This window comes from Vibrio sp. QJM3NY_26 (assembly GCF_057786005.1).
Genome location: NZ_CM173516.1, coordinates 1842901 through 1867216, shown reverse-complemented (window position 1 = coordinate 1867216; position 24316 = coordinate 1842901). Strand labels below are relative to the sequence as shown.

Genomic DNA, 24316 nt, shown 5'->3' with positions numbered 1-24316 from the left:
GTCATGGCGAAGCCAACACAAGCTCCCAAACCGCAAGGCCTTGATCCACGATTGTACTGTGACTATTCAAGGTTAGTGCGAATGCAGGCTCAAGCTGAGTCATTTTCTCTGTTGCCTCATCTTAAGGCGGGCAGTGTACTGTCGGGTCGACATAATTCTCTGTTCCGTGGCCGTGGTTTGAACTTCGAAGAATTACGTCATTACCAATTGGGTGATGATATCCGTAATCTCGATTGGAAAGTTACGATGCGAACGGGGAAGCCTCATGTTCGCAGCTATACCGAAGAGAAAGACCGTAATGTGATTATCTGCGTCGATCAGCGTAGTTCGATGTTCTTCGCTTCTCAAAACACCATGAAATCCGTTGTGGCAGCGGAAGTAGCTGCATTGTGTGGATGGCGAGTGCTAAAAGACGGTGACCGTGTCGGCTTTGTTTTAGCCTCACATCAAAAGCTCTTTCATACCAAAGCACAGCGTTCACAGCCTGATTTATTGGCTCAGTTAAAGCACCTTACCAAGGCTAATCAAAGCTTAGATGTGAGTGTGAGTGACAGCGAGGGAGTTGGGTTTAGTCAGTGGATTGAACTGATCAAGAGAATGAGACTCAAGCAGTCGACTTTAATTTTTATTAGTGATTGGCGTGACTGCCAAGAACAACACCTTGACCGACTCAAGCAGCTTCAACAACACAATGACATCCTAGCGATCATGGTGACTGACCCATTAGAACAGTCATTGCCTCAAGATCTTGCAAGCGCAAACTGGGTGGTGGGTGATGGTCGCTTTCAACTTAATCTGGATAGTCAATCTAAGGTAAACCTCGCGAGTGAAAGTCTTGCTCAGAAAGCGGAACTTCAGAAACAGTCCCTTGCTAAATTGATGGCGATGAAAAACCTCCCTTATATTGAATTAGACACGTCAGGCAATCACATATCACAGCTGCAGAAGCTAGTGGGAGGGCGCTAAATGTCTGTTGAACATACTCCCCCAAGTACTTATATCCTTCGTGAACTGCACGATGTAGCGATTCCTGACAGTGTGAGCTGGGCTCCTCAAACGATCGGCTGGAAGATCCTTGGCGTTATTTTGTTATTGGCCGCTATCTATCTGGCTTATCGTTTAGCGCAGAAATGGTGGAATAACCGTTATCGCAAAGAAGCGCTTCAAGAGCTCATGGTATTGGATGCACGAGACAAAAATTCAACAGAACGAACCTTCAAAGTACTAAAAGTGGTACTTCGTTACCTAGACAGCAGTAATGCAAAGCTGTTTGGACAAGCTTATGTGAACCGTCTGAACGCTTATCTGCCTGTTAGCGCTAAAACAAGTGAAAACAGCAATGCGTTCTTTGCCGATGAAGTTTCAGAATTATGGATGCAAAGCCTAATTGACCCTAATGTGCGTTTGAGCTTTGAACAGCGTTTAGAGGTGATTCAAACCGCGATGATGTGGCTAAAACTTCATAAGCCGAATGTACAGGTAACGGTTGAGGGGCAAGACAATGTTTGATGTTTTATCTTCCAGCTTTGAATTTGCGCATCCGCTGTGGTTTATCGCGTTACCTCTGCCTTTGTTGGTCTACTTTGCAGTGCCTGCTTATCGAACCAAGCAAATGGCCATCAAGGTGCCATTTTTCAGTGAATTGGTTGAAGCGATAGGTGAAGCACCGTCTGAAGGGGCAAGCCAGCTAACACCAAGCTGGTGGCAACGAACCACGCTCATTATTACTTGGGCATTGGTCGTGTGCGCGCTCGCTAAACCAACCATTCTTGGTGAGCCGCAAGTTCGCGAACAATTAGGTCGTGATGTGATGGTAGTGGTCGATTTATCTGGCTCAATGGCAGAACAAGACTTTACCTCTAAGCGGGGCGATAAAATATCTCGTTTGGACGCGACCAAAGAAGTGCTGGCTGATTTTGCGACTACCCGAAAAGGGGACCGACTCGGTTTGATTCTTTTTGGTGATGCAGCGTTTGTACAAACACCGTTTACAGCTGACCAAGATGTGTGGCTTGAACTGCTTAATCAAACCGATGTCGCTATGGCAGGGCAAAGCACGCACTTAGGTGATGCAATTGGCTTGGCGATTAAGGTGTTTGAACAAAGCGAAAAGCAAAGTGCTGCCGTTCAAGATTCAAGTGTTGATGCCAACGAAAAAGAGAAGGTCGTGATCGTACTAACCGACGGTAATGATACGGGAAGCTTTGTTGAACCGATTGATGCAGCCAAAGTTGCGAAGGCGAAAGGCGTTCGTATTCACGTGATCGCCATGGGTGACCCACAAACCGTTGGTGAAGTGGCTTTGGATATGGAAACCATCAAACGAGTGGCTCAAGAGTCTGGTGGCGAAGCCTTTGAGGCACTTAACCGCGACGAACTTACCAAAGCCTACGCTCAAATCGGTGAACTAGAACCACAGTTATATGAAAGTACCACTTATCGTCCTAAACAGGGACTGCACCATTACTTAATGGCGATTGTTGTTGTGATGTATTTGACGGCCTTTAGTCTGGCGACTTTACGTAGAAGGTCGCTTTTGGCTTCTAAAACTAAAAAATTGAAAGGAGAGGATGATGCCTGATTCTCTCACTCTACAACAGTTATTCACCCAGTTTCATTTTATCCGACCTTTGTGGTTGTTGGCCTTTATTCCGATGTTCTTCCTGTTATGGGTTCGTTGGAGAGAAGAGACCAAACCAACGTGGAAAGACATTCTACCTGCACACTTACGTGATGCATTGACGATTGGCGAAACAGGCTGGCGTAAGCAGCTGCCATTGAAGCTATTGGTGGTGATTGTAACTATCGCCATCATTATCTGTTCTGGCCCAACATGGCAGCGTGAGGCTTCGCCTTTTGGTGAAGACAAAGCGTCGATGTTGGTTGTGCTTGATAACAGTGAATCTATGCTCGCTAAAGACTTACCACCGAGTCGCTTGGAACGATCTAAGCAGAAGATTAGAGACTTATTGGCAGCTCGGAAAGGCGGTAATACGGGCTTAGTGGTTTATGCAGGCAGCGCACACGTCGCGATGCCCGTTACTCAAGACAGCAAAGTATTCGAACCGTTTCTAGCGGCTATCACGCCCGATATCATGCCGGTATCAGGTAAGTCAGCAGAAGAAGCACTGCCACTGATTAATCAGCAACTGTCTGGTGAGTTAGGCTCTTCTGTACTGTTGGTATCAGATGGTGTAAACCCAGGCACCATTAGGGCGTACGAGAGTTTCTTTAACGACAATCCGTATCAGTTGCTCATTCTCGCCGCAGGAAACAGTAATGTGGTGAGCGATAACCCTGTCGACCTAGATTCACTGCGTAACTTAGCGAGTAAGACGGGTGGACGAGTGATTGAAGTGACCGTTGATGATTCGGATATCCAACAACTGAACAGAGCGGTTGAAAGAAACATGCAGCTCAACGGCGAATCTTCAATGCCTTGGAAAGACATGGGCTATGGACTGCTTATTCCAATGGCTTTCATTATGTTGCTATGGTTCAGAAAAGGGTGGTTGGTGCAGTGGTGTGTCGTTGGTTTGATGATCACAAGCAGCATGTATTCACCAGACACTTTGGCGAAAACAGTCAACTTAACCGCTGAGAAACCAGTTGTGGTGGAGTCGGTTACTACTTGGGCCAAAACAGCTCAATGGTGGTGGGACTTATGGTTAACGCCCGATCAGCAAGGTCAACGCCTGTTGAATCAGAAAGAATATCTTCAAGCTGCCAAACATTTTACTGACCCAATGCGAAAGGGCGCGGCTTATTACTATGCTCGTGATTTTAAGCTCGCTCACAGTGCATTCCTGCAAACCAAAACTGACCTTGGTTTATACAACGCGGCGAGCGCGTTAGCCAGGCAGCGTGAATACCTTGCCGCGCGAGATCTTTTGAAATCATTAAGCGAGAAAGAGGATCTGTCACCAGAACTAAGAACGGATGTGGAGAACAATCTTGCTGTACTTAGTGGAATTGTCGAAGAGGTAAACCGAACCAGTGAAAGCCAGTCCGGAACCACAGATGGCCCTGAAGAGTCGTTAGAACTCGAAGACGATCAGCCACGAACGGGTGATGGCGCTGAAGAAGAAACGGTATCGGAATTGATGCTCAAGGAAACGCTTAATGCCAATGAAATTTTGGGTAGCCAAGAGCTTGCCGATAAGTGGTTAAAACGAGTAGAAGCGGACCCTAAGTTCTTCTTAAAATCTAAATTCCAAATTCAGCTACGAGACCCTGCACCTTCCATCGAACAAGCGTCAAAACCGGAACAGGCATCAAAACAGGAGCAAACCCAATGAGTCGATATGATTTAGCTCTTGAAGCCATTCAATCAAAGAGAGTGCGATTCAGAACCCATAAGTGGTTACTGTCGATGACTCTTATATTGAGTTGGTTTTCTCCTTTTGTTGCTTCTGCTGCCGATATCTTCGATCTCCAAAAAAGTGGTGACGTTGAGCTTATCGCTTGGGTAGGGGAAAAGCCAAAGTCAGGCGATAAGATAACGCCGACTAAAGTGAGCGTAAATGAGCAGGTGATTCTGAACATTGAGGTGGCGACGCCGCGCTGGTTAACGGGAGGGACTCGAATCGGCAGTATCGAAATCCCTAACGTGATTGCTAAACAGCGTAACCAACTCGCAACTAACTACACGGAACGGGTCAATGGCACTACATGGTCACGCCAGCGTTGGGAAGTGACACTTTATCCGATGACTTCTGGCGAGTTTGTCATTCCAACCGTGCAGGTTCGCATCCAAGTTTCTGCACCTGATGGTTCTAACGTTGGCGGCACGCTTTACACGCAGCCAATTAAGTTTGAAGCTTCGTTACCTTCTGGTTTACTTGATAATGAATCGCCTTGGTTTTCTGCAACAGAAGTAGATACAGAGCAACAATGGCTACGCTCGAGTGAAAACTTAAAAGTAGGCGATGCCATTACTCGAACGGTAACCATCAAGGCAAAAGACAGCCTTTCTGTATTACTGCCGGATGTGTTGAACAATGAATCGACCCAGCAGTACCAAGCTTACCCGCAACCTAATCGTTCAGATGATACTCAAGATCGTGGTAACTACCGTTCCAGTCGAATTGAGGAGACGGTTTATGTTATTCAGCAGGGCGGTGAATTTACGTTGCCAGAGTTTTCATTTCAGTGGTGGGACAGCAAAAATCAACGCCTTGAAACCGTGGTGATAAAAGGGAATCTGTTTGAAGCCAAACACACAGTCCAATCTTTCATCAAGGCTTACATGTCAGTGTTTATTAGCGTTGGTCTGGCACTGTTGTTCAGTGTGGCGTGCTTTGTTTCGGTTAAACGTTATTATGCGAACCGCCCAACACCAGGTTGGTTGGTACTGCGTCGTTTACTTAAGCAAGGTAATTGGGCTGCATTAAGAACCTTTATCTACCGTCAATTGCGAAACGAAACCTCTCAGCTAGAGCTGGATAAAGCACAACTTGGTAAATTGAATGGACAAAAGCGTTGGCTAGAAGACAGTGAATCCCTCCAACAAGGGCGTGAAGACAAAAACGTATTTACTCGTTTATGGAAAAGCTTACGTAAATTACCCAGTGATAAATCAAACTCAAGCAATTCTCGTTCAATTTTTGACCGCTTGAAAATCCCTAAAGCCTTGCCAGACTTAAAAGATAGAACTAAGTAGCAAACTTTAGTCATTCGCATCGAACAAAATCGGCAGGTTCTCTACTATAGGGAACCTGCTTCTTTAATATGGAACTGTATGAAAAGTACTGAACTCAATCTAATTCCTATATTTGTCGCTATTTATGAAGAGCAGAACTTATCTAGGGCTGCTAATCGCATGGATATAAGCCAGCCAGCTGTGAGCAAAGCGCTTGCAAGGTTGAGAGATATCTATGACGAGCCACTGTTTCATCGAACTACTTCTGGCGTAGAGCCAACCACATTCGCTATTGATATCTATCCTGCAATGGCTGCTGCGCTTAAAAACTTTACTTCTACCTTATCCGCATCAAGAGATTTTGACCCTAAAACCTCTGGCCGCGTGTTTTCAATTGCCTGTGTTTCAGCTGCGAGTTATGAAATGATGCCAAGAGTCATGCAGTTAATCAGTCAAGTCGCACCTGGTATCGCATTAGAAATTCATCCTCTATTTACGGAAGATTACGAGTCTGATTTAAGGCTTCAAAGACATGATGTCATTATCGATATGACGCCAAGAGGAAGAACCATGCTCAAGCATGAGGTGATCTCTAAAGAGGAACTGGTGGTGGTGTGCCGTAAAGACCATCCCACGATTGGTGACACTATCGATATGGAACAGTTTTTATCACTTGATCATGTGGTTGTTTCAAGATGGCATGCACGTAGAAGCTTATTGAGTTCTGAGCACTACAGTGACCTTGAAAAACGCAGAATAGTCTATCGAGCTGCAGGCGTTGTTGAGATGCTGCCTGTTATTGAGGGCTCTGATTACATTGGCGTGCTACCTATGTCATCGGTGCGTTGCTTTTCTGAAAAATATGACGTTAAAACACTTCCTTTGCCATTTGAATTGGAAGACCTCGATATGTGTATGATTTGGCACCCCAGTCGCACTAATGAACCTAGTCACAAGTGGTTGCGCACTAAGCTCAAAGCGGCAGCAAAAGAGTTATCAAGTTAGCTTCTAAAGGGGATGGTCATAGAAAGCATTCGCGCAATTTTAAATGGAAAGAAAGCCAGTATCCCCGAGCTGAGGTAAGCGGTGTTTACTACAAGGGGACGGGATATTGACCTACAAGTTAGAGTCATGTGGGACTCGTCAGATATGTTTCGCTTGGTGCTGCCCGAAGGCAGCCCTTGTTTAATCATAAATCAGTGAAAGAACTTAACTTACTGAATTGTTTAATTTAAGTAACGGATACTAAGCCTCTTTGGGGCTCTGTTCTGAGTTAAGCAAGAAGTAGGACACCCAATCATCAATAGGTAAAGGTCGCGCGAAGAAATAGCCTTGAGCGTATTTACAACCGATCTGGCGCAGAGTCGTTACATGATTCTGGGTTTCAAGGCCTTCTGCAATCACTGAGAAATCGAGTATTTGCGCGAGCTTGAGAACCGCGCAAGTAATCTCATAATCTACTTTTGACGAGTTAATATCTTCAATAAAGCTTCGATCTAATTTTACGCAATCGGCGGAAAGATTCTTCAACACCGACAACGAAGAATAACCCGTTCCAAAATCATCGATAGCGATCTTGTAACCCTTAGAATGAAGTACCTCAATGGTCCTTGAACAGGTCTCGAAATCTCGCATCATATCCCTTTCTGTGATCTCCAGAAGCAGTTGATGAGGCTGACAATCTGTTTCGTCGAGTATCACTTGTAACTGGTCTGCGAGATCGGTCATATAGAACATTCTCGCTGAGAAGTTGATGGAAAAAATCACGCCCTGTAGGTCCATTCCTGCGCGTTGCCATTCGGTAATCAGATTCGCTACTTTCTTAAATACCCATTTATCAATGTCGATAATGAGATCACTTTTTTCGGCAACCTCAAGGAAATCGACGGGCGGTAATAAGCCCAGTTTAGGGTGACGCCAACGTATTAGAGCTTCGGCACCAATGATGTCTTGCGAGTCTAAGTTGACTTTGGGTTGGAAGAAGACTTCAAGCTCGTCATTGGCAATGGCTTGATGAAGCCCCATGTTGGTTTCAATCAAGTCATTTACCTCGTGAGTCATTTCGTCCGCGTAGACGCGATATTGATCTCGGCCGTTTCGCTTTGCGTGATACATTGCTGTGTCCGCATTTCTGATTAGAGTTTCACGATCTAAACCATGAGTAGGGTACTCACACACACCAATACTCGCCGATACAAAGATAGAATTATCATCGATGTAATAAGGCTTTCTTAACGCTTGATTTAAGCGGTCTGCGATAGGTTCGCCTTCGTCTAACCCAATGTTTGAGTAAACAACCAAGAACTCGTCTCCGCCCATTCGCGCAACAAAGCCTTTATCACCCACTAAGTTACTCAATATGTGCCCGACATTGACTAATAAGTTGTCACCTGGTGCATGCCCTAAAGAATCATTAATGGTCTTAAACTCGTCAATGTCGAGGTAGAACAGCAAGAAAGAGGCGTTGTTCTCATAGGATTTCCTGATCTCTTCATCTAACTGTTTCGTTGCCAATAGTCGATTTGCCAAACTGGTCAGTGGATCGTGGTGGGCGAGGAAGTCGAAATTCTTTTTTTCTTCAGTGAGGTCTAGGTATGCTTTAGATAGCCTTGAAGCCATATCATTATAGGCTTTCTCTAAGTGAGACCATTCGTCACTTCGGCCCAAGTTAATGGGGTTTTTTAGGCTTCCAGACTCTAGACGATCGAAGCCATGTCTCAGTGCATTGAGTGGCTTTCGAATGTGATGTCGAACAACGTGGTGAACCAACAACATCGATAATACAACGGCTGAAAAACTGATAATAATGGCGTTTAGTCTTGATAAACCGATCTCTTTTTCAAGCTGGTCGGTTAATTCTAAGGCTTGGCTTTGTACGCGTGACTCGGTTTTTTCTACCATCTCCAATAGGTCGCTTTGAGCGACTAAGAGTGAAGCCATCACCAACCAACGCTGCTCCAGATTAGCTCTAATGCGCTTCAAAGCGGCGTTGTATCGTTTCACCGTTCGATTGATTCTTTTCTTCTCAGCAATAACCGCCGTCGTTTCGATATCAACGTTTTCTAAGTGGAGTAAGAATATATCGAGTTCTTTCTCGACTTCGATAAGCAGTACTTTCTCCGTTTCTGGCGTGATGCGACTGTGAATGTCTCCAACCATTTTTCCTGAGGTGAGGAACGACTCTCTCAACATGTTGATAAGATCTAATTCATTGTTATAACGAATGAAATTGGGTTGGTCTAAGTGCCTAAGCTTGCTGTCGGCTATCGCAAATTCGAGCTGATCAAGCTGTTCGGCTAAGGTGGCGTCGATCTGATTGGTCTGTTTTAGAATTCGATTCAATGCGAGCGAACTGCCTAAGAAACGGTGGAAGTTATCGATAAAGGCATCAATTTTTTGCGAGAAACCTTCGTTAGTTGATAGGTCTCTGAGTCGTTGAAGCTGGAAATCCACATTAAATGCTTCTTCCGACAGTGTGGTTTCACTGAACAAAAAAGTTTGTTCAAGTAGCTTAACTCGAGAGGTGAGCGTAAATACGCGTCGGCTGATTTCAGAGTTAACAATCAAGTCTGATACGTGTGTAGAAGTTTCGTTTTTAAGCGTCGACTCGACGTAATACAGAGATCGAATCACCATGATGACAGCAAAGCTGACAATCAAAAGCGAAAGCAGGTTCGAAATAATGAGTCGTTGGGTGATGTTTATCTGAGGTAATTTCATTGTGGCTTCCAAATTTTCAGATACGCTTCACGGTAGCCATTTTTAGGGTCGTAGATGCCTTTGTCTGACTGGCTGATGAGCTCTTCAACATTATCGGGCGTGACGAGATGCACAGGGGCAGAGTAGCCACTTGGCGGCATGTGATTAAATGATCGGTTGAGTTCGTCGACTATTTGCCAGCCTTGTAGATATAAGGGCTCAGGTACTGTTGCCAGTTGGAATTGACCGCTATTGATTCTTTTGTACGCGGCCTTGCTACCATCACCCGCTGAGATATTTTGTGGTATTAACCGGTACTCCTCGAGGTTTGACTCCAAAGACGGGATAGCATAGTCAATGTACAGGTCGTTGATTGCCAGAAGATGAGTGACTTTCTCGCCGTACTTCTCATCTAGGTTCTTTAATGTCGCAGGCATTTGCTCGGCAATTTTATCGAGCGGTAAATAGTTAAGCTCAAGTACATCACAAGTGCTGCAACGCTTGATGGTATTGACCATCGCGTTGGCTTTGATCATCGCGATTTCATAGTTAGGGTCGGTGAACACCACGGTTCTCGCTCGACCGTTTGAGTTTACAATCGCGAGTAGCGCGGCCACTTCCGCCACATCGAGAGGGTCGGTGGTGATGTTGGTGTATAAACCTATTTCTGGATTACCACCGACAAGTTCAGTCGCGTGCCATCCAATGACTACAATTCCCAGATCTTCTGCTTGTTTCAAAATGGTTTTGTGTCGGACAGCGTCAATGCCGCCCAAAACAATGGCATCGGGTTCAAAACCAATCGCTTTCCTGATAGCTGCACCTTGGCGCACTTCTGAGCCTAATCCATCGATGAATCTAAGGTGCCAATTGATGTTAGAAATGGCTTCAGATATGCCTTTCCCAACGCCATAAACGCCACCATTACGTAAATCAGACGCGACAAAAATAACGTTCTTTTCATGGCGCACAGCAGGGCCTTGTGTGGGGCCATTCCACGTTCGCTGGTTGGAAACCGCACGCATCACTTTTTCTTCAGCATATTGGAAGAAATCGTCTTCATTATTACCCGCAAAACTCTGAGAGTAGCAAGTAATAGCGAGCAACAAACTCGCAAAATTTAATCTCTTATTCATATGGCTTATAAAACGCTTTAACTTATAATCGCTCTATATTTATAATAATGTTAATAAACATTCAAACATTTGGTAACAGTTATGCCGGGTCAAATTTGTAAAAACGTCTTGCTAACCCTACTGACAGCGTGTTTTTCCCTCCCTTTGTACGCCAAGTCCGACCGTATAAGGGTGGAGGCTGATGCTCAGAAACTCGAAAAATTTCAAGAGACTGTGAGTGGCGAACCGATTCTTTTGGCTCCAATGTCGGTAGAAAAACCGGTAAGAATTGCATTAATTTACCCAAGTGCAGATATTTCTGACTTTTGGACAAGAAATTACACAGCATTGAAGCAAAGGCTCGTCGCTTTGGAGTTACCATTTGAGATAAGCGAGTTCACCTCAAGGCAAATTGAGCACTCATTGCAGACCCAATACACCGAACAAGTGTTGAACTCTGAAACCCCTTACGACTTCGTTATTTTTGGCCCTTCTGAACTGGGTATTCAAGCGGAGAATATTCAAAAACTGTCTGCTTCGACAGAATTCAAAACGTTTATTTGGGCTTTTCACACGCCCAATGAACAATGGAAACATCAACCGGATAGCTGGTTCGATTTTTCAAGCGCGATGGGGGCCGATGTCCTGTGTGACCATGTGGTGAAAGAGCTCGGTAACGACGTAGAATTTTCAGCGAATCGTGGGATACCGGGAATAACAGATACCCAACGCTCACAAGGTTTCATTGATTGCGTAGAAGAGAAAGGTGATTGGCTAACAGTGTATGAGCACTTTGGACAATACCAGAAGATAGGCGGTGCCGATGGAATTCGTTTAGTGCTCGGTAATTTCCCTGAGGTGACCATGGTTCACAATGCCAATACTGCGATGACCATGGGAGCGGTGGATGCATTAAACAATGCCGACATGTTGTCTGAAATCTATGTGACGGGTTGGGGCGGTACAGCGAAAGAGATTGAAAAGATTCGTACGGATGAACTGGATGCGACTCCAATGAGAATGAGTGATGACCTTGGTGTGGCAACGGCCGAGGCGATCAAGTTTCACTTGGAAGAGCGTGAAGCAGAAGTCCCATTGGTTTATTTAGGCCGTATCACGGTTGTGCACAACAAGATGAATGATGACCAGTTGGATCAGCTGACTAGAGAAGCGTTTCGATATTCTGGTAAGAACTAGGCTAGATTCAATCTATCCTTTATCAATCAAAAAGAGCCGCTTATCCGTTTCGACTGAATCAGTCTGAATATGATAAACGACTCTTTTAATGAGTGGGTTCTGGATTCGAAATTTAGCTCGCGAAACTTTAGAGGTATAGTCTACTCAGTGACCTCTTGTAACACCTCTCCAATTGATCCACTTGGTTGGGTTATACCCAGTTTGTTCGAAAGTGTTGGTGCAATGTCGTATGGCGTGATTGAACGCGAGATCTTCTGAGCTTCAACGTCGTAGCCTGCGAAGATTACAGGGACGTGCGTATCGTACTTCCATGGCGAGCCATGTGTAGAGGCGATTTGAAGGCCTTCCATGTCGTTAATGTAACTACGCGGTGCAAATACCACATACACGTCACCAGAACGAGCAGGGTGGTAGTTGTTTTTGATTAGCTGCATCACATGAGTATCAGGCACTCGGTTCGCTGCAATATCGCTGCTTGATACTGCAAACGCCACACCCTTCACTTTCGCTATTTCATCCGCGATCGCTTCCTGCACTTTAGCTAGGTCAAGTTTCTTCTCTGCGATTAAATCGTGATTCAGATAGATATAAGGCTGTGCATACAAGCGAATGGCGTCTTTGGATAAACCAAATTGATCCTTCAATCTTTTTTCTACGCCACTCGAGAGCAGTGTATCTTTATTGAAGTATTGAGCTTGATTAAAGCCAAGCGCATTTGCCGCAGGTGAAGATTCAGGGACACCATGATCGGCAGACAACACAATTAATGTATTTTTTAGTCCGACTTGGTTATCAACGGTTTTAAGAAGCTTGGCGATCGTCTTATCAAGTCGAATTAGGTTGTCTTCTGTTTCTAGGCTTTCGGGGCCGTATAAATGCACCACGTAGTCGTTTGATGAGAAACTCACAGACAGATAATCGGTCACGTCACTTTGGCCTAGCTTCTCTTGCATCAACAGTGTGCTTGCAAAGTTTTCTGTGATCTCGTCACCAGCCGGGCTAACGGTTAGCGTTGTGCTGTAGTACTTGTAACTTGCAGGGCCATAAGGGTGAGGGAAGGTGCGTTGGAAGTCACCGAGTTTCACTTTGTGTTCGGTATCGTGCTCTTGCAGCGTGTACTTCTCACGTGGTAACGAGAGCTCCCACTTCTGTTTCGAATACTGAGCAGCAATCGCTTTCTCGTTCCAACGTGATACCCAATCTGGATACTCGTCGTAGTAATAGTTACTGGTGACAAACTCAGATTGCGCTTTGGAGAACCAGAAGGCTTTACCACTGTGTCCCGCCAATGAGATAGCGCCGCGGTCTTTCACTGATACACCGAACACTTTTGATTTGCCACTATTGGAAATCGTCAATTCGTCACCAAACGTGGTGGAAAGTATTGGCTCAGGAGAACGTCCATCGCCCTGTGCTGTCTTCTGCGTTGGGTCGATCTCTGTTGCTTTGTCGACACCCGCGCCAGAGGTCAACATTTGGTAGTTACCGTCTTCTACGTTATACACCAAACGCTCTTCGCTACGGTCATACCAAACGTTACCTACCATGCCGTGTACGCTCGGTGGCGCACCTGTTGCGAGCGACACGTGCCCCACGATCGTTTCCGTGTTGCCATGTTGGTAGTTCGCGTTGGTGTAGTAAGTGCCGTCATCCATTAAGTACCGGAAACCACCTTCACCGAAGTTATGCTTATATCGTTCGATTAGGTCTGCGCGCAGGCCATCTACCGTGATTTGAAGGACTAGATCTGGCTTTTCCGCAGCCGAAGCTGGGAGAGCACAGAGTAACGCGAGTGTTAGTCCTGAAAGCTTGGTGTATTGCATAGAGTTTCCTTATTCAGTATTGCCGCAGCGTTCTAAGGTTTGGTCAGATTTCCAACGTTTGGTCAGATTTCTAATGTTTGTACAGTGCGAATCGTATTTTTAGGATTGTTTGTGAAGATTATTGAGTCATAACCGTCGGCATCTTTAGTTAGTTCGTATCCTTAACTAAACGCAGGCCCATATCTGACATAGTGATCGATTGGCTTGCGAAGTCGCGACGGTAACTTTCAGATTCATTTTCGTCATAAGCAAAGCTGCCACCGCGAACCGATTTATGTGATAAACCAACGTCGCTGTGTTTTGCATTGTTAGGATTGTCTGTTGGACCGAATCGGTAGAAGGTGTCATCGAAGGCATCAATCACAAACTCACCCACGTTTCCGGTCATGTCATATAAGCCTAGTTCATTTGGCTTCTTTAGCCCGACTGGATGTGCGCTATTTTTAGAATTTGCTGAGTACCACGCAACATCATCTAAGTTATTGGAACCACTGTAAGTATAGCCTTTGCTCTTGTTGCCACCTTTCGCTGCAAATTCCCATTCAGCTTCAGTCGGCAGACGGTATTCTTCACCCGTAAGTTCGTTCAATTGTTCAACGAAGTAGTTCGCCTGTTGCCAACTTAAGTTATTGACCGGAACTTGTGGGTTTTGGAAATAACTGAGAGATGAACCCATCACCGATTCGAACAATTCTTGAGTTACCTCAAACTTCGCAATGTAGAAACTATCTACAGTTATATTTCGCGCTGGTCGTTCTGCTTTGGTCGCTTCAGGATCGTTCGAACCCATGGTGAATGTACCACCTTCAACTAGCACCATTTCTTGGTCGATTTGTTGAGCGATAGGGTGTGTAGGCACGCTCGCACAGCCGCTTAGGAAAATAGTCATGGTGACGCTGCTGATCGCCGCTAATTGTTTGTAATTGAAAAATTTCATCACGTGCCTCGAATGTTCGAAATAGAGGGCAATTTTAACGTTTAAGGTCATTCCTATTGGTTATAAAGGGTATAACATGCCACTGACTGAAATAGGCATTATGATGGCTACAGACACTAAGATAGGTAGGTAAATCATGCACATTACTCAAGGTCCACAATACAATGGTAAAGCGTCTAAACGCTTGCATGTTATGGCTAAGCCAATTGGCGCAGCGTGCAACATTGACTGTAAATATTGTTATTACCTAAGTAAGCAAGATTTGTTGGAGTACAAGAAAGGCAGTTCTCCAAGAATGGATGATGAGACGTTAGAAACCTACATCCGACAATACATCGAAGGTCAAAATACGCCTGAAATTATCTTTTCATGGCAGGGCGGTGAACCGACCATGCTAGGTTTAGCGTACTTCGAAAGAGTGGTTGAACTACAGAAAAAGTACCGACCTCAAGGTGTGTTGATCTCAAACGATCTACAAACCAATGGCACATTATTGAATGACGACTGGGGCCGATTCTTAGCAAATAACAATTTCCTAATCGGCTTGAGTATTGATGGCCCTGAAATGCTGCACAATGCGTATCGTGTTAACAGAGCAGGCCGTGGCACATTCAAACAAGTGATGGCGGCTGTGGAGCTACTCCACAAACACCAAGTGAAGTTCGCAACGCTGACTTGTGTGAATAACCTCACCAGTCAAAATGCACTTGAGGTGTATCGTTTCCTACGTGATGTGGTGAAGTCACCGCAAATGCAGTTTATTCCTATCGTTGAACAGAAAACGTTCCGAACGGTTGCGCCACAAACATCCCAAGTGAGCGAGCAGCTCAAACAAGGCGATAAACGCCTGATCCCCGGCCATAAAGACTCGATCTTGGAATCGTGGTGTGTGTCGGACTTGGCTTGGGGTAACTTCCTTATTTCTGTATTTGATGAGTGGGCGAAGAACGACATCGGTAAAGTGTTCGTTCAGTATTTTGAAGCAAGTTTAGAAACATGGATAGGGCGTCCTAACCCGCTTTGTACCTTGAATGAGATATGCGGAAAGGGTTTGGCAATGGAGCCAAATGGCGATGTGTTCTCGTGCGACCACTATGTTTACCCTGAATACAAGATTGGCAATATTCATCACGAGAAGCTTGATGATTTGGCGTACAGCGCACCACAGCAAAAGTTTGGTTTTGCTAAATCACGCACAATGACCAGTCAATGTCAGCAGTGTGATTACAAGTTTGCTTGTCATGGTGAATGTCCTAAAAACCGCTTTATCAAAACTCGCGCAGGCGAACCGGGCTTGAACTACTTATGTGCAGGTTGGCATAAGTTCTTTTCTCATGTCGACAAGTCGATGGCTTATATCGCTCGTGCGATGGGGCATCCGGTTGCTCATGGCAAATTTAGCGACTCAGTATTGATAGCGCATCAAGCAAAACAGGCGCAACAAGCTACGTTCGAGACCAAGTTTTAACTCGTTTTTTTGGGTCAACAGGTCCAAAACAAATTTAATCAGATACGAGTCTAAGGACAGGCTAAGTTCTCCAGTTTAAGGTAATACTATGATGAAGAAGAGTTTAGCGACGGCTGTTGCTTTATTGATTTCAACGTCCGCAATGATTTCAACGTCTGCGATGGCAGCGAATAGCGTTCAGCAAACTGTTGACGCACCGGCACAAAATATCAATCAAGTGCTTGAAATGACGGACACACAAACCCGTATTCAACAGTTGTCTTACATGGCACAAGATCAAAATCAGTCCATTGAAAACCGCACTGGCGCGCTGCAGGAGCTAGCATCATACCCAAGCCAGAATGCGCTGGTGGCAGTTGCGCGAGGCTTAAAGGATCAAAACCCTGAAGTTCGTGAAGCGTCGGTTATCGGTTCTGCACCGTATCAATTGGAGCACCGTTGGGCGTTGGTTTCTCCTTTGCTAAAAGACAGTGATTCGATGGTGCGTCACACAGCGACATCCAATTTAGTTCGTGATTACAATACGTTAGATGACGAGCAGAAAGCTCAAATAGAACAGCCTGTTGCTGAGCTAATCACATTTTTGGAAACACAAGAATCTGAAAAGTTTCAATTGTTGTTCGCTGACGTGCTCCGTTGGCACAATGAATGGGATAAAGCGGAAACGATTTATATTGAGTTAATTAATACTCACCAGAAAGACCCTCAAGTTTGGTTGAGCTACGCGGATAACTTCCGAGCTCAGAATAAAGATCAACAAGCGGTCGAGGTGTTGGATCGTGGTTTGAAGAACGTGCCGGACAATGCAGCGATGCACTATTCTAAATCATTAACTTTGGTTCGCCTTGAAGATAAGGCAGCAGCAGCCAAAGAGATTGAAGTAGCAGCAGAACTTGCAAAAGATAACAGCTACTACTGGTACTTGAATGGGGTACTACAAGAAGAGCTGGATATCGACAAATCGACTAAATCGTTCGAGAAGGCGTATTTGATCTCTGGTTCTCCAGAGCAGTTATATGCGGTATGTGATATCTACGTGCGATACGGCAACGACAAGACCGATGATTGCTTAAGTGAGCTAGGTAAAGTGGCTCCTGACTATGTTATTGAGCAGTTGAAAGAGAAGCGAGTAGCGCCAAGTTCATAATATTTGAATGAGTAAATAGATAAGCCGCTAATGAAAAGCCAGTCGAAATATTCGACTGGCTTTTTCGTATCAATGAACTGCTTATACAAGGCTCAAGTGACTAGAGACAAAACAAGGGCAAGCCTATTACTTGCCCGTTTCGTTTTATCATTCCCCCATAGAGCTTGATGCACGGCGTCTGTCGGTCGCGCCATGGATCTTGCCATCTTTGATTTCAATGGCGTTCAAACCGCTGACCACTGGAATGACATGTACTGGGTAACCGAGCTGCATAAATTCTGGAACCAACATTTCAGCGTAAGTCTTCTTCTCGATCAATAAACCGGTTGGGTCATAAGGTTTGGTGCGGTCGATCTTGGTGCCGTACTGAATGTTCGGCAGGTCAATTGCTTCTTGTGCGGAGAGATCCCAATCGAGAACGCCAACCACGGTTTTCAACACGTAACCTGGGATTTGCGAACTACCCGGAGACCCGACCACTAAGCGCAGGTCGTCTTTTTTGTCAATCACCATTAACGGCGTAATCGCTGAGCGAGGACGTTTGCCTGCTTCGATAGCGTTTTGTGTCGGTTTACCGTTTATGGTGGGCTTGGTGGAGAAGTTGGCCATTTGGGCATTAAGAATCACACCATCGACCATTACACCTGAACCCATGCCTGTGCCGACAGTACTTGTCATTGCAATCGCGTTTCCGTCTTTGTCGATGATAGATATGTGCCCTGTATCTTGGCTCTCAAAACCTTGATATTGAGCGTAATCGGTATCAGATAGCTTGCCTGCTTTCGGTTTTGTTTTCGCAATGCCACTCTCCGGAATGAGCTTACGTCGCTCGTCGATGTAGGTTTTGTCGAGTAGGGCAGCAATTGGCGCTTCAATGTAATCTGGGCCACCTGCATACGCAATGCGATCGGCTTTGGCGATTCTCATGGCTTCAGTCATCAAGCGCCAAGGTTCAACATCAGTTTTAGACATGGCGGCTAAGTCATAAGCTTCTAACATTTCAAGGCTTTGAGCAACCATCACGCCACCAGAGGCTGGATAACCGAACGAGACAATCTTGTTGCCTCGGTAGTCGCTTTCAATAACCTCACGCTGTTTGACTTGGTATTGTGCAAAATCTTCTATAGAGAGCTTTGCGTGGTCGGCATCGATTCTGCTGTTCACAGTTTCAACGATGTGCTTACCAAACTCGCCACCATAAAGGTACTTATCGCCTTGTTGAGCAATGTTGCTAAGAGTGTCAGCAAACTTTGGGTTCTTCATCAATGTGCCGGTTGGTTTGATTTGGTCGTCACTCCAATACAGGGCTTCGATTTCTGGATCTTCAATCAATCGTTCTTGTTCACGAACCACGATGTCGTAGGTGTAGCTGTTCATCGCGTAACCCTTGCTTGCCAGTTCAATCGCGGGTTGAACAAGCTCAGACCATGGTAGCTTTCCGTATTGTTGATGAGTGCTATAGAGCAAACGAAGCGTGCCGGGAACGGCAACAGATCTTGGTCCTAAAATCTCATTTCGACGGAGTGCTTTACCATCTTCCATAAACATATTTGGAGTCGCACTTGAGGGCGCTTCATCACGCCCATCCAGTGCGAGAAATTGATCTTTGTCTTTTTGATAAAACAGCGCAAAAGTACCACCGCCAATCCCTGTCATATCCGGTTCAACCACCGACATTGTCATCTGCATCGCCACCATCGCATCGACCGCATTACCGCCATGCTTAAGTACCGAATACCCGGTGCTGCTTACATATGGATTCGTTGCACTGACCATAAACTCTTCGCCACTTTCATCTGGCGTAATTGGAAAAGGATTTGGCTCAGCCGCGAAACCGACCGCTGAAACCAAACTTAAAGATAAAGTAGCTATTCGCATGCGTTCTCCGTTTAAGGTATCTGTTTATTCGCTCTAAGATTGACCGAGTAAGGGCGGTGAAGTTCGTGAGTTTGCAGCCTTTTTACACAATGCTGACGGCTCTGACAGAACCATTAAATTGTAGATCACTCTGCGACGTTAATTTATTACCAAGTTGAATGTAAGAAGGGTTTTGGCTTCTTTATATCGATTTAATCGTGACGATAGGTCTGCTCTTAAATAATAAAAATGAGGACAAAAACCGCAGAACTATATTTTAAATAAAGGGCCGATATTTTGATGACTAAGGGTTTTTAATAAAATGGTTATTTATACATGTTGATTTATATGGTTATTTTTCTGAGATAACAGTTTATAAATAATATTAACATTTCTGTCACTATTTTTGGTGTGACAGATTGATATACTGGTCAGATCTGTTATTGTTCGAATAATTAGTGCAGTTTATCATACTGTTTAGCAAGGAAAGCTTATGTTTACACTATCGATCAAGAATAGAATTCTAGCGTTATGTTTAGTTTCGTTAGTCGGGTTTATTAGTATTCTATTTGTTGGAGGGGATACATTAACCAACAATACAAAGCAGGTTAATCGAATTGATCAAGTGACTTATCCTGTCATGAATTCTGCTTCGTTGAATAGTGTTTTAATCTCTCAATTAGCAGAGCGTTTTAATTTAGCCGTGACTCTCGGTGATGAAGAGATTTTGGAGATGAATAAGCAAACTCTTGCTGCGATCCAAAGCAACTTCAATATTCAAATTTCATTGGACCCATCTTTACAGGGTTCATCCGCACTTTTGCAAAATCAAACCAATCAATATTTCGATCTGGCTTATCGTATCGCGCAAGGCATGATCGACGAAGAAATTAGCCTTAGTGAGGCAGGTCGTCTCGCGAAGCAAAGCACTGCAATTTTAGAAGAGCTTACTACGGGGATGAGTGAGTTTTCGTCGGCTCGTCAGTCAGAGTTTGAGAACGCAGTGCAAGAGTTGGAATCGAATAACAAAGCAGCTAACCAGATCATGAGTATTTCAGGTGCATTAGCCATGCTTGCTATGTGTATCTTTGGGTGGTTTGTTGTAAAAGGTATACGGAAAGATTTAGCAAACATCAGTGATAAAATGCGTGATATTGCGGAAGGAGATGGTGACCTAACCGTTCGCTTACAACACGAGAAAAACGACGAACTAAAACCTCTAGTTGAATCATTCAATAGCTTTGTTTCTCACCTACAACAAAACGTGACGCATACAATCGAAAACGTCACTCAATTGGACACTATTTCTGGCTCTTTGGTGAGATCTAGTCAGGTCACGAACGAACTTTCAACCAAACAACATCTTTCTATTGAAGAAGTATCTAGTTCATTAAATCAGTTGTTTGTTGCTGCCAGAGAGATCGCAACGAACGCGAATGATGCTTCGACTTCTGCTTCGAGTGCCAGTGAACAGGCGACACTAGGAGAGCAGCAGGTTAAAAGTACCATTTTAGCCGTGCAAGAACTGACGCAAGATGTAGGCAATGCTTCACAAGTGGTTAAGCAATTGAATGACAAGACTCAAAGTGCCGGATCTATCTTAGAGGCGATAAGCGCTATTGCTGAGCAAACAAATCTACTGGCACTAAATGCTGCAATCGAAGCGGCACGTGCTGGTGAGCAAGGTCGTGGTTTTGCTGTTGTTGCTGATGAAGTTAGAACGTTAGCATCAAGAACACAAACGTCGACACAAGAAATCCAATCTGTACTTTTGCAGTTACAAGAGCAAGCTAAAACAGCCTCTACGATCATTTCGGATAGCGTGACGAAAGCTGAAACTTGCGTTGAAAAGTCACTTGTTGCTGAAAACTCGCTACAAAAAATCACTTCCGAGATCACTGAAATCAGTCAGCGAAACGAAAGTATTGCCGCTGCAACTGAAGAGCAGGAACAAACTTCAACTCGTATAGAAACTTTTGTCGAAGAAATTAGAAAAATGGCAGAAGGTACAAGCAACAGCGTTCAACAAGTCGATGCAGTTGCTCATGACATTCAGGAAGTCACTCGTAACATATCAACATTAACTGGCCACTTTAAGGTGAGTTAAGCCCCCTAGAATCATTCCTTCTCTCTTTCTGGCGATGCCTCAAGGAGGGCGGGAGTATGCCCAACATTTGGGTTAATTACATAAAAACAAGAAACAACATAACAAATTGGAGTTAGTTATGAAGAAGACAGTGGTTGCTGCCCTAGTAAGTATGGCGTTTGGAGCAAATGCTGCAAATATGGATAACCTTCGTATTAGCGGATTTGGTTCTGTAGGTATCGGTAAGTCAGATAACGCAATCGGTTATGCTGGCTACACGGACGAAAAGTTGGATTGGGAGCAAGAAACACTAGCGGGCTTGCAGTTTGATTTTCAAGTTAACGAGCGAGCGAAGTTCGTGACGCAAATTGTTGCAAACAGCCGTTATGACTATGAACCAAAAATCGAAATGGCTTACGCCTCTTATGATTTTGATTCATTTACTGCCCGTGCAGGTAAGCTGCGTCTACCTCTGTTTTTCTACTCTGACTACACTGATCTTGGTTATGCATACCCTATGATCAGGCCTTCTCAAGAATTGTATGAAAACATTGTTTTAAAGGGCTATACGGGCGCTGATTTATTGATTCCGATTGAGCTTGAAGATTCAAGCATTCTTCTTCAGCCTGTGGTCGGTATTGGTACTATTGATGAAGACGACTCAATTGTTGGTGAAGTTAAACTGGATAAACTATTCGGTATCAGTGCCAACTGGAACGTTGATGATTTTACTTTCCGTGGTTCGTACTTTGTTGCTGAGTCAAACCCTTCTTGTGATTTCCAAAACTCACAAGACCCGTATTGTCAATTGGGTGCAATGCTAGATAGCCAAGATGGTCAGTTCATCTCCTTGGGTGCTCAATATGACAATGGTGATCTGTTAGTTAATGTTGAAGCTGCGGATGTTCAGTTGGAAGGGCAGTTTTATGACTATCAATCGGTTTCTGGCTTGGTCGGTTACCGAATTAATGAATTTACGCCTTACGTTTCTGTTAGCTGGGTTGAAACAACAGACAACGAAGAACGTGAAAACATGACTACGACGGCAATTAAAGAGTCGATGAATTACGAGCGTCTTTCTTACTCTGTTGGTAGTCGTTGGGATTTCGCTAAGAACATGTCTTTAAAAGCGGATGTGACGTATGTGGATTACCGAGATACTAGTGGTGGGTTCCAAAGCAATGTTGAAACAACAGCAAACCCATATATTGCAACGGGTAACTACCTTGAAGACAGCTCTATTGTCTATTCAGCACGTCTTGATTTCGTATTCTAAGGAGGCAACATGAAAAGTTTACTGGCAGCAATAACCGTAGCGGTTCTTTCATTTAACGCTTCTGCTGGAATGGTAGTGATTGGTAACAATGCTGGCGTTGATTCTCTATCTAAATCTGACGTTAAAAAGTTATTCATGGGTAAGAAAAGCAAGCTATCGAATGGTACCAAAGCACAGATCATCGAGCTGGCTGATGGTTCTGAAGGTCGACTAGCCTTCCATGAGGTGGCGACGGGGCGCAGCGAATCACAACTTCAATCAGCGTGGTCGCGACTTGTATTTACCGGTAAAGCTGAAGCGCCAATCCAGGTTGCAGACTACAACGAAGCAATCACAACGGTTGCTTCAAAAACCAACGCAATTGGTTATGTCGACGAAGCCGCTGTAACAGGTGACGTGAAAGTATTATTTAAATACTAAGCGTTGTTTGCTTACCAACATTAAAAAGCCCAAGGTTATTTGATTACCTTGGGCTTTTATTTAATGACGATTGTTTAATTCTAGGTTAGAAAACGAAACTCAACATGATGGTGTAAAGGACGGCATCTTTATCATCAAAACCAGTAAGTGCATTGAAATCCTCAACAAAGGCGCCGTTTGTTTTGCGAGCCTCAAAATATTGCACTTCACCATTAATAGACACGTTAGGTAACACATCATAGTCAACGCCAATTAAGTAGCTGTTCCCTTCTAAGTGTTCATTGGAGTCAAATTGTGCGCCATAAACGACGTAAGGCGTGAATGACCCTAAGTGGTAGCCAAGACTTGCGTACATGGATGAAGAGAAGTCGCTGATTTGCCCTTCACTGGCAAGTACAGCTTGACCAAATTCGTACTCAGCACCTAACGACCAAAGTTGGATGTGTTGGTTATCTTGCTTAGTTCTGAATGGGGCTGGTACTCCAGGAATTGTCGTGGTGACCGTTTGATCAAAATTTGAATCTAAGAAAGATAGATTCCAACGATAATCTTCTCCACTCAATTGTAGATTGGCACCAAACATTCGATTGGTTTCAAATTCAAGCTCAGTTGTCGAATTGAAGTCGACTTCATTGTTATCTTTAATTCCGAAAAACGGAGAGAGTAGTAGGGTAGCTTCATCGCTTACATCATGAGTCCAGCTCACTTTGATACCATTGAAGGCAGTGATACCTAATACGGCGTTATATACCTCTGTAGGGGGTCTCGCCGTCATATAGGCTTGGCCGACATAGTAGTATTCAGAGGCAAGGAACAGTGGCAGCCTTAAGCGTCCAACACTGACATCGAAGTCATTAAACTCGTAACCGACGTAAGCCCACTCTAATTGAGGGTCACTCCAATCATATTGGGGTGGTTTGACAACTTGCACAGAAGCTTTGAATGAGTTGTAGAAGTAGTCTAACTGAACCCCAAATGTGGTATCACAGTCGTAACAATTTTCATCGGTAAAACCACGGTTGATGATTAATGGATTATCGTTATCTGAGGTTGCCCAAGAAGTAGAACCGAATCCGCTTAACGAAAAATTATCGGTAAGTTCAATAATCGCAAAAGCCGGAGAGGCAACTGAAGCACACAGTACTGACGTAATTATTCTTTTCATATTATTTCTCCGAACTTATAACGTAGAGAATGTTGGCATTTTGAGGAACCGAAGAGAGTGGGGAGTAACCAATACGGTTTGGTTTGTCATCAAGCCAGTCCACTAAGCTGTCGGTTGACGCCGTTTTGATTTCTCTTGGATAACGCGCTTTTCCTGAAAAAGATAAACCAGCCCAGTGTGCATTCATTTGAGCGGCATTTTTTCCAAGCAAAAGCTGATAAAAGTCCTCTCTTTCGGCACTGTTCTCAGGCCAATCAGACAGTTCAACACGTTTGCCATTGAGGCGTTTAGTTTTCCCTCTATAGAGCTTTCGCGCTTTGTTTATTGATATCTCTTCAAATCCGGAGTCTAAAGAAAATATGGCATAATCTTCAGCGGCGTGAGCAGGGCTGAGAAGAAGCAAGCTTCCTAATAGCCCTACCGTGACTGGCAATATGACTCTGCGGGGAAGTGTTTTTATTGTTCTAATCCAATCCATGGGTATC

The 24316-nt window shown here is 44.4% G+C and carries 19 protein-coding genes and 1 pseudogene; 13 read left to right on the top strand and 7 right to left on the bottom strand.

Annotated elements, in window-relative coordinates; genetic code table 11:
* Window positions 1–3 precede the first annotated feature (3 nt).
* The 7 genes and pseudogenes from AC3CH4_RS23500 to AC3CH4_RS23470 form a co-directional block, all read left to right on the top strand.
* Window positions 4–966: a DUF58 domain-containing protein gene (locus AC3CH4_RS23500; RefSeq protein WP_488543944.1), complete on the top strand. Its 963-nt coding sequence runs from the start codon at window positions 4–6 to the stop codon at window positions 964–966.
* A complete protein-coding gene (locus AC3CH4_RS23495; RefSeq protein ID WP_488543943.1) occupies window positions 967–1509 on the top strand; it encodes a DUF4381 domain-containing protein in 543 nt (180 codons plus the stop codon).
* Window positions 1502–2581 (top strand): vWA domain-containing protein, encoded by a 1080-nt coding sequence (locus AC3CH4_RS23490; RefSeq protein ID WP_017082356.1) that lies wholly within the window; start codon window positions 1502–1504, stop codon window positions 2579–2581. The genes AC3CH4_RS23495 and AC3CH4_RS23490 overlap by 8 nt, the downstream gene beginning before the upstream one ends.
* On the top strand, window positions 2574–4298 hold the full coding sequence (locus tag AC3CH4_RS23485) for a vWA domain-containing protein (RefSeq protein ID WP_488543942.1): 1725 nt from the start codon (window positions 2574–2576) through the stop codon (window positions 4296–4298). The genes AC3CH4_RS23490 and AC3CH4_RS23485 overlap by 8 nt, the downstream gene beginning before the upstream one ends.
* Window positions 4295–5662, top strand: a complete 1368-nt coding sequence (locus AC3CH4_RS23480; protein WP_488543941.1) for a BatD family protein — start codon at window positions 4295–4297, stop codon at window positions 5660–5662. The genes AC3CH4_RS23485 and AC3CH4_RS23480 overlap by 4 nt, the downstream gene beginning before the upstream one ends.
* Before the next feature lie 78 nt (window positions 5663–5740).
* On the top strand, window positions 5741–6646 hold the full coding sequence (locus AC3CH4_RS23475; RefSeq protein WP_171330147.1) for a LysR family transcriptional regulator: 906 nt from the start codon (window positions 5741–5743) through the stop codon (window positions 6644–6646).
* An 18-nt stretch (window positions 6647–6664) separates the two neighbouring features.
* A pseudogene (locus AC3CH4_RS23470) lies at window positions 6665–6805 on the top strand (lipid kinase YegS); the annotation flags it as partial.
* Window positions 6806–6886: 81 nt separating this feature from the next.
* Here the strand turns inward: AC3CH4_RS23470 and AC3CH4_RS23465 are convergent.
* The gene (locus AC3CH4_RS23465; protein ID WP_017094544.1) at window positions 6887–9361 is read right to left on the bottom strand and encodes an EAL domain-containing protein; all 2475 of its coding nucleotides are present in this window, start codon (window positions 9359–9361) and stop codon (window positions 6887–6889) included.
* A complete protein-coding gene (locus AC3CH4_RS23460; protein WP_488543940.1) occupies window positions 9358–10476 on the bottom strand; it encodes a substrate-binding domain-containing protein in 1119 nt (372 codons plus the stop codon). The genes AC3CH4_RS23465 and AC3CH4_RS23460 overlap by 4 nt, the downstream gene beginning before the upstream one ends.
* An 81-nt stretch (window positions 10477–10557) precedes the next feature.
* Here AC3CH4_RS23460 and AC3CH4_RS23455 point away from each other — a divergent pair, with 81 nt between their 5' ends.
* Window positions 10558–11652: a substrate-binding domain-containing protein gene (locus AC3CH4_RS23455; RefSeq protein ID WP_029221937.1), complete on the top strand. Its 1095-nt coding sequence runs from the start codon at window positions 10558–10560 to the stop codon at window positions 11650–11652.
* Window positions 11653–11792: 140 nt separating this feature from the next.
* Here AC3CH4_RS23455 and AC3CH4_RS23450 read toward each other — a convergent pair whose 3' ends face one another.
* Together AC3CH4_RS23450 and AC3CH4_RS23445 are read right to left on the bottom strand one after the other, a co-directional pair.
* On the bottom strand, window positions 11793–13475 hold the full coding sequence (locus tag AC3CH4_RS23450; RefSeq protein WP_488543939.1) for an alkaline phosphatase family protein: 1683 nt from the start codon (window positions 13473–13475) through the stop codon (window positions 11793–11795).
* Window positions 13476–13623: 148 nt separating this feature from the next.
* Window positions 13624–14412, bottom strand: a complete 789-nt coding sequence (locus AC3CH4_RS23445) for a formylglycine-generating enzyme family protein (protein ID WP_054546959.1) — start codon at window positions 14410–14412, stop codon at window positions 13624–13626.
* Window positions 14413–14548: 136 nt separating this feature from the next.
* Here AC3CH4_RS23445 and AC3CH4_RS23440 point away from each other — a divergent pair, with 136 nt between their 5' ends.
* Window positions 14549–15880: an anaerobic sulfatase maturase gene (locus AC3CH4_RS23440; RefSeq protein ID WP_488543938.1), complete on the top strand. Its 1332-nt coding sequence runs from the start codon at window positions 14549–14551 to the stop codon at window positions 15878–15880.
* A gap of 88 nt (window positions 15881–15968) precedes the next feature.
* Window positions 15969–17027 (top strand): hypothetical protein, encoded by a 1059-nt coding sequence (locus tag AC3CH4_RS23435; RefSeq protein WP_488543937.1) that lies wholly within the window; start codon window positions 15969–15971, stop codon window positions 17025–17027.
* Window positions 17028–17174: 147 nt separating this feature from the next.
* Here AC3CH4_RS23435 and ggt read toward each other — a convergent pair whose 3' ends face one another.
* Complete coding sequence (gene ggt / locus AC3CH4_RS23430) at window positions 17175–18905, bottom strand: gamma-glutamyltransferase (protein ID WP_488543936.1); 1731 nt, start codon at window positions 18903–18905, stop codon at window positions 17175–17177.
* Between the two features lie 619 nt (window positions 18906–19524).
* On the opposite strand from ggt, the gene AC3CH4_RS23425 reads away from it, so the two are divergent.
* The 3 genes from AC3CH4_RS23425 (at window position 19525) to AC3CH4_RS23415 (ending at window position 22666) form a co-directional block, all read left to right on the top strand.
* Window positions 19525–20991, top strand: a complete 1467-nt coding sequence (locus AC3CH4_RS23425) for a methyl-accepting chemotaxis protein (protein WP_237290159.1) — start codon at window positions 19525–19527, stop codon at window positions 20989–20991.
* A 118-nt stretch (window positions 20992–21109) separates the two neighbouring features.
* A complete protein-coding gene (locus AC3CH4_RS23420; RefSeq protein ID WP_146453763.1) occupies window positions 21110–22246 on the top strand; it encodes a porin family protein in 1137 nt (378 codons plus the stop codon).
* 9 nt (window positions 22247–22255) lie between these two features.
* The gene (locus AC3CH4_RS23415) at window positions 22256–22666 is read left to right on the top strand and encodes a type 2 periplasmic-binding domain-containing protein (protein ID WP_017081159.1); all 411 of its coding nucleotides are present in this window, start codon (window positions 22256–22258) and stop codon (window positions 22664–22666) included.
* Window positions 22667–22751: 85 nt separating this feature from the next.
* Here AC3CH4_RS23415 and AC3CH4_RS23410 read toward each other — a convergent pair whose 3' ends face one another.
* Together AC3CH4_RS23410 and AC3CH4_RS23405 are read right to left on the bottom strand one after the other, a co-directional pair.
* Window positions 22752–23831: a sulfate ABC transporter permease gene (locus AC3CH4_RS23410; RefSeq protein WP_488543935.1), complete on the bottom strand. Its 1080-nt coding sequence runs from the start codon at window positions 23829–23831 to the stop codon at window positions 22752–22754.
* A gap of 1 nt (window position 23832) precedes the next feature.
* On the bottom strand, window positions 23833–24309 hold the full coding sequence (locus AC3CH4_RS23405) for a hypothetical protein (RefSeq protein ID WP_054546952.1): 477 nt from the start codon (window positions 24307–24309) through the stop codon (window positions 23833–23835).
* Window positions 24310–24316 lie beyond the last annotated feature (7 nt).

Coding starts and splice junctions, on each gene's coding strand:
- AC3CH4_RS23500 (WP_488543944.1), top strand. CDS start 4: ATGGCGAAGCCAACACAAGCTCCCAAACCGCAAGGCCTTGATCCACGA.
- AC3CH4_RS23495 (WP_488543943.1), top strand. CDS start 967: ATGTCTGTTGAACATACTCCCCCAAGTACTTATATCCTTCGTGAACTG.
- AC3CH4_RS23490 (WP_017082356.1), top strand. CDS start 1,502: ATGTTTGATGTTTTATCTTCCAGCTTTGAATTTGCGCATCCGCTGTGG.
- AC3CH4_RS23485 (WP_488543942.1), top strand. CDS start 2,574: ATGCCTGATTCTCTCACTCTACAACAGTTATTCACCCAGTTTCATTTT.
- AC3CH4_RS23480 (WP_488543941.1), top strand. CDS start 4,295: ATGAGTCGATATGATTTAGCTCTTGAAGCCATTCAATCAAAGAGAGTG.
- AC3CH4_RS23475 (WP_171330147.1), top strand. CDS start 5,741: ATGAAAAGTACTGAACTCAATCTAATTCCTATATTTGTCGCTATTTAT.
- AC3CH4_RS23465 (WP_017094544.1), bottom strand. CDS start 9,361: ATGAAATTACCTCAGATAAACATCACCCAACGACTCATTATTTCGAAC.
- AC3CH4_RS23460 (WP_488543940.1), bottom strand. CDS start 10,476: ATGAATAAGAGATTAAATTTTGCGAGTTTGTTGCTCGCTATTACTTGC.
- AC3CH4_RS23455 (WP_029221937.1), top strand. CDS start 10,558: ATGCCGGGTCAAATTTGTAAAAACGTCTTGCTAACCCTACTGACAGCG.
- AC3CH4_RS23450 (WP_488543939.1), bottom strand. CDS start 13,475: ATGCAATACACCAAGCTTTCAGGACTAACACTCGCGTTACTCTGTGCT.
- AC3CH4_RS23445 (WP_054546959.1), bottom strand. CDS start 14,412: ATGAAATTTTTCAATTACAAACAATTAGCGGCGATCAGCAGCGTCACC.
- AC3CH4_RS23440 (WP_488543938.1), top strand. CDS start 14,549: ATGCACATTACTCAAGGTCCACAATACAATGGTAAAGCGTCTAAACGC.
- AC3CH4_RS23435 (WP_488543937.1), top strand. CDS start 15,969: ATGATGAAGAAGAGTTTAGCGACGGCTGTTGCTTTATTGATTTCAACG.
- ggt (WP_488543936.1), bottom strand. CDS start 18,905: ATGCGAATAGCTACTTTATCTTTAAGTTTGGTTTCAGCGGTCGGTTTC.
- AC3CH4_RS23425 (WP_237290159.1), top strand. CDS start 19,525: ATGAATTCTGCTTCGTTGAATAGTGTTTTAATCTCTCAATTAGCAGAG.
- AC3CH4_RS23420 (WP_146453763.1), top strand. CDS start 21,110: ATGAAGAAGACAGTGGTTGCTGCCCTAGTAAGTATGGCGTTTGGAGCA.
- AC3CH4_RS23415 (WP_017081159.1), top strand. CDS start 22,256: ATGAAAAGTTTACTGGCAGCAATAACCGTAGCGGTTCTTTCATTTAAC.
- AC3CH4_RS23410 (WP_488543935.1), bottom strand. CDS start 23,831: ATGAAAAGAATAATTACGTCAGTACTGTGTGCTTCAGTTGCCTCTCCG.
- AC3CH4_RS23405 (WP_054546952.1), bottom strand. CDS start 24,309: ATGGATTGGATTAGAACAATAAAAACACTTCCCCGCAGAGTCATATTG.